At 39.6% G+C, this 4,885-nt stretch carries 5 protein-coding genes; 1 reads left to right on the top strand and 4 read right to left on the bottom strand.

The genetic code is table 11. From position 1 onward, the window contains the following. From KGY70_16910 to KGY70_16895, 4 genes are all read right to left on the bottom strand, one after another. On the bottom strand, positions 1-742 hold a 742-nt coding region (locus KGY70_16910; GenBank protein MBS3776881.1), incomplete at its 3' end, for a DUF4382 domain-containing protein. A 307-nt stretch (positions 743-1,049) separates the two neighbouring features. Continuing rightward, on the bottom strand, positions 1,050-2,288 hold the full coding sequence (locus KGY70_16905; GenBank protein MBS3776880.1) for a hypothetical protein: 1,239 nt from the start codon (positions 2,286-2,288) through the stop codon (positions 1,050-1,052). Further along, positions 2,285-2,839 carry an RNA polymerase sigma factor gene (locus KGY70_16900; GenBank protein ID MBS3776879.1) on the bottom strand — a complete coding sequence of 185 codons (555 nt, stop codon included), beginning with the start codon at positions 2,837-2,839 and terminating at the stop codon, positions 2,285-2,287. Before KGY70_16900 ends, KGY70_16905 begins: the two co-directional genes overlap by 4 nt. A 12-nt stretch (positions 2,840-2,851) precedes the next feature. Further along, a complete protein-coding gene (locus KGY70_16895) occupies positions 2,852-3,706 on the bottom strand; it encodes a hypothetical protein (GenBank protein MBS3776878.1) in 855 nt (284 codons plus the stop codon). 137 nt (positions 3,707-3,843) lie between these two features. On the opposite strand from KGY70_16895, the gene deoC reads away from it, so the two are divergent. Further along, entirely contained in the window at positions 3,844-4,566 is a 723-nt protein-coding gene (gene deoC, locus KGY70_16890) for a deoxyribose-phosphate aldolase (GenBank protein ID MBS3776877.1), read from the top strand. The last annotated feature ends 319 nt before the right edge of the window (positions 4,567-4,885 follow it).

Below are 4,885 nucleotides of genomic sequence, written 5' to 3'. Positions count from 1 at the left end.
CCTCATCTTCTTCAAAGGCCTCAATTATATCTTCAATTTTTTCGCAAATTAAATCTGCCAGGTCGCTGTTTCCATCAGGGTCCTCAGGGTATATTTCAATGGTACCATCTTCGTTACCGTCTGTGGCGGAGGTAATGTCAATACCACCCGCTTCGGGGTCAAATAGATTTCCTAACTCAAATGATACTTTTAATACAGCTTTGCGGGCTTCTTCAAGATTTACAAGCTCATCAAATTCAATTTCGACCTCATTTTCTTCATCCGACCAGAAAATGAAAGATGTACCATCAATTGTACCCTCAATCCATATTGATTTACCATCCATATCAGAGGTAGAATTTTCACTCTCACTGAACTCAAATTCTATTTCCTCATAAGCTGCCGATGGTAGTTCTAAATCGTTCACAATGGTAGTTTCGAGGGCATTACCATCCTTCATCAGGTCTATTTCAAAGGGACCATCTAACTCATAATCGTCAGCAAATGAATCGGTTTCAAATAAGGGGTCATCGTCGTCAAACTCTATATCAATCTCCTCAATATTGATTTTAAAACTTTCTATAACTACTCCCTCTGCATGCGTACTTTTTGCAAGGGTTGATTTGGTTGTTTGATAGGTTGCTCCAAACTTAATTGCTGTTTGAGTCTCAGACTTCAAATTATTATCATCCTCTTCGCAAGATGATAAAAATGCCGCCAGTGATATGATCATTACGGCTTTGAATAGATTTAGTGTTTTCATAGTAGTAGATTTTTAGTTGATAATTATTTAACCCGAATAATTCAAGAATTATTCCTGTCTCCGACAGCGACTAAGTTCACTAAAATTTTTTTCAAAAATTTAAGTTTCCCGAATCAAGTTCGGGACAGGCTACCTAAGTCGGGGTTAACATGGTTTCTAATAATAAGACGAAAGACTTTCAAAAGGTTGTAATAAGAAGATCTTTTTTTTCTATAATTGGTATCTTACTTTATATTTTCGTGGATTTTTTGGCAGAAAATAAAATTCTAATATCCCTGCCTTGCCGACAGGCAGGTAATTTCGAGATTCAATTAGAAAACCTGTATGAAAGGGATATATTGAAGCTGGCAGCAAGTTTTCTTGTTTTCTTAAGGTACGCGGGGATAACATCATCGCCCTCAAAAATATTCATCAGATTATAGTTAACCCTAATGCCAGGCTTAATAATGATTTTGTTTCTTAAAGCAATATTGAGCTGATAACCGGCAAGTAAGCCATAATCCAGGTTGTGATAGTTGTCATTAACACTAAACATAGTGTTTCCCTGCATCTCCCGGGCTAAAGTTAATTTTGCAATATAACCTCCCAGCAATACTTGTCCTGGAATTTTGTTGTTGTCACGAATATAAAATGCCTGAAACTTTCTGTAATTCAAATTGATCTGTCTATCAACAAAATTTGCGTTTATGTATTGCTGATAGTTCTGACCTGTTTCCGATTTCCAAAAAAATTCCAATCCAAACAGATGCTGATCATTAAATTCCAATGTAGATGATGCTCCAATATCCTGATGGAAAGCAGGTATTGTTCTTCCTAATTTGCGTGGATTCAATCCATTAAGGGTTTCATAGTTCAACAGCCAGGTATTCTTGTATCCATATAACAAGCCTAAATCTACAACCCTTAAAGATACACCTGAAGCTTTGCCGGACTCAGAAACAACAGAAGTCTGCTTTTCCGGAAAATTCGCCGCAGGAGGATTATTGCTTGCTATAAGGCTATCAGCATCAAAAGAGCGGCTTTGAATTTTATCAAAAACCATTTGCTCGTCATTGAAAACGGAGTCTTCAAAATCTTTGTCTTCTGCCAATGCTGTTGGATCGCTATCTGCCAAATGCGCTGAGGGCTTTTTGAGATTACGAATTACAGGGGGAGCTTCAATTTCTGCCATTTTGGCTAAATCCATATCTGCCTTTTCCTTTCTTAACGGAGATGCTTCATCCGATATGAATCCCTCCTGTGGATTGAAACCGGTATTTTGTTGTTCTGAAATAATGGAGGGTTGAACAGCCTGTTCATTAAAATATTTTACCGGCAAAAGCATAAGCAGTATAAAGGCGGCGGCAGCAGCAACAGATTTCACGTATTTCATTTGAATCACCTTGCCCTTTTGGGGCTTAACCTCATCCAGCCGGACTGAAATATTATCCCAGGTTTCAATAAAATCAAGTTCATACTGTATTTCCTCCCATACAGCATTATCCTCTTCAACATCAACTTGCCGAAGCCACTTGATATATTCTATGTCAAACTTGTGATTTTTCATTGCTTGCTGAGTATATATTCATTAAGCCAGTTTTTCAAAAGATTTCTCGCTCTTTTATACTGAGATTTAGAGGTTCCTTCTGTAATGCTTAACTTTTTTGAAATTTCTTTATGAGAGAGCCCTTCAACGGCAAAAAGATTGAATACCACTCTTGCACCATCCGGTAGCTGTTTGATATAATATACAACGATGTCGTCTGTGAGGTCCTGAAATGAGAAGCTACCACTTTCCTCATCGTCAGGTTCATCAGGGAACTCATCTTTAAAAACAAGTCTTTCCCTCCTCCTGAAGTAGTCGATAGCTGTATTAGTAACAATACGCCTTATCCAACCTTCCAGCGAATTTTTTGAGTTAAAATTTTCAAGGTTGATAAATACCTTTATAAAAGCTTCCTGCAGAATATCCTTTGCCTCAACTCTATCGCCACTGTAGGAAAGACAAATTTGAAACATGGCCTTAAAGTACTTTCTATATAGCTGTTTTTGTGACCTTCTATCATTTTCAAGGCAACCGCTCAACAATTTCAAATCTTCCTCATGTGACCTTTCCATAATAGAGCTTGCCTATTCATTTATTGTTAAAATGGTTGATTCCTCCATTCTATTAAAAACAGAATTGTAAATCGGGCTATTTACATGCTTACTTAAAAAGATATACTTTTCATCGTCAATCACACCAATGAAGGCATCGTTTAGCATCTCCGGAGTTATAACGGAAAACCAATAGGATGGATTAAGCTGAAGATTTCCAGTGTTCACATGCTCTTTATCAAGTACTACTTCTGAGCCTCCTTCCTTATTTTTACCAGGAATTTCAAAAGTCAGCGGGTCGTTAACCACCAGAACAATATGTTTGGTTTTTTGATTATGGGTGAATGTGCCTTTCACAAAGATGCATGGATGTATATCCTCAAGATAATCTTCTATTATATCTCCCAAATCTTCTTGCAAATCTTCCAGGTCATCATCCTCTTCCAGGTCATCATCTTCCATATCATCATCCTCTTCTTCCAAATCTTCATGCCATTCAGATATATCCTCAATTAAATCATCTTCCTCATTATCCGGTTGAAAGTTATAGGAAAATGAGATGGGGTTATAAATACCATGGGGAATATCAAATTTTTCCGTAGCATTGCGTGATGTGGGTTTTATTTCAAAGAATTTCCCCTGATCAAAGCGCCTGGTTGAAAAAACATCCTCACCCTGCTCTCTATAACCGCTGATATCAATGGAATTCAAACTTAAGCCAATTTCATCAATGGTTATTGAGCCATCCAGAATGGGCTCATTTTTTATCGTAAAATCAAGTCTAAATTCAACGGGAAGCGTATAGTCCTCCTTTTCACAACCACCAAATAAAGCAATGAGTAGTATAAAGAATAACAGTGACAACGTATTATAACATGTACTTTTCATAATTTTTAAAAAAGTTCCCGTTAGACCTCTATACATATAAGACGTTTAATTGTTAAAAAGTTGTAATTTTTTTACGGTTTTTTTTTATAAATTACATTCCCTGAAAAAACGATTTGTAATATTAAAACACATAAATCATGAAAGAAGAATCATTAACACTCAACACACTGGCTAAAATGATCGATCACTCCCTGCTTCATCCTACCATGACGGATGATGACATCATCAACGGATGCAAGCTGTCCATAAGATACAATGTTGCCACAGCATGTATCAAGCCCTATAGTGTCGATATGGCAGTAGATTTGCTTCAGGAAACCGGTGTTGGAATTTGTGCCGTAATTGGCTTTCCCCATGGCAACAGCACCATACAGATTAAGACCCTGGAGGCCGAAGAGGCGGCCCGTAAAGGAGCAGAAGAAATTGATATGGTGGTGAATATCGGAAAGGTTATGGGGGAAGACTGGAATTATGTATCGGAGGAGATCAAGGCAGTGAATAATACAGTTACCAAGGAAGGGGGGTCACTTAAGGTGATCTTTGAAAACGACTTTCTGGAGGATAAACACATCATCCGGTTGTGTGAGATTTGCAGCGAACACCAGGTAGCTTTTGTAAAGACTTCAACGGGTTTCGGGTTTGTCAAGCAGTCCAATGGAATGTATGCTTACAGGGGAGCACAGGACCATCATCTGAAGCTGATGAGAAAGCACAGCGATTCTACCGTTCAGATCAAGGCAGCAGGAGGTGTTCGTACGCTGGATGATCTGTTGCGCGTCAGAGAACTGGGCGTAACCCGCATCGGCGCCACTGCAACGGAGAAAATACTGGAAGAAGCCAGGAAGAGAGGGTTTGAGTAACGAAGGCACGACTGGCACGAGGGCACGACAGCACGAGGGCACGACGGCACGAAGGCACGAGGACACGAAGGAACGACGGCACGACTGCACGAAGGCACGACTGCACGACTGCACGACAACGCGATGGGACGAGGGCGCGAAAGAGCGAATAGTGAGTAATGAGTTGTGAGTGAGCTGTCCAGTAGTAGAGAGGCAATGTTTGCGTCTCGGGGCTTAGGGCACGAAGGCACGAGGACACGAAGGAACGACGGCACGACTGCACGAAGGTAGATGAGAAGACGGGAAAAGGAGAAGACGAGAACTGAGTAGAGACATGCCG

The sequence above is a fragment of the Bacteroidales bacterium genome (assembly GCA_018334875.1).
In the GTDB taxonomy this organism is placed as follows: domain Bacteria; phylum Bacteroidota; class Bacteroidia; order Bacteroidales; family UBA12077; genus JAGXLC01.
This window is presented reverse-complemented; position numbering and strand designations above follow the sequence as displayed.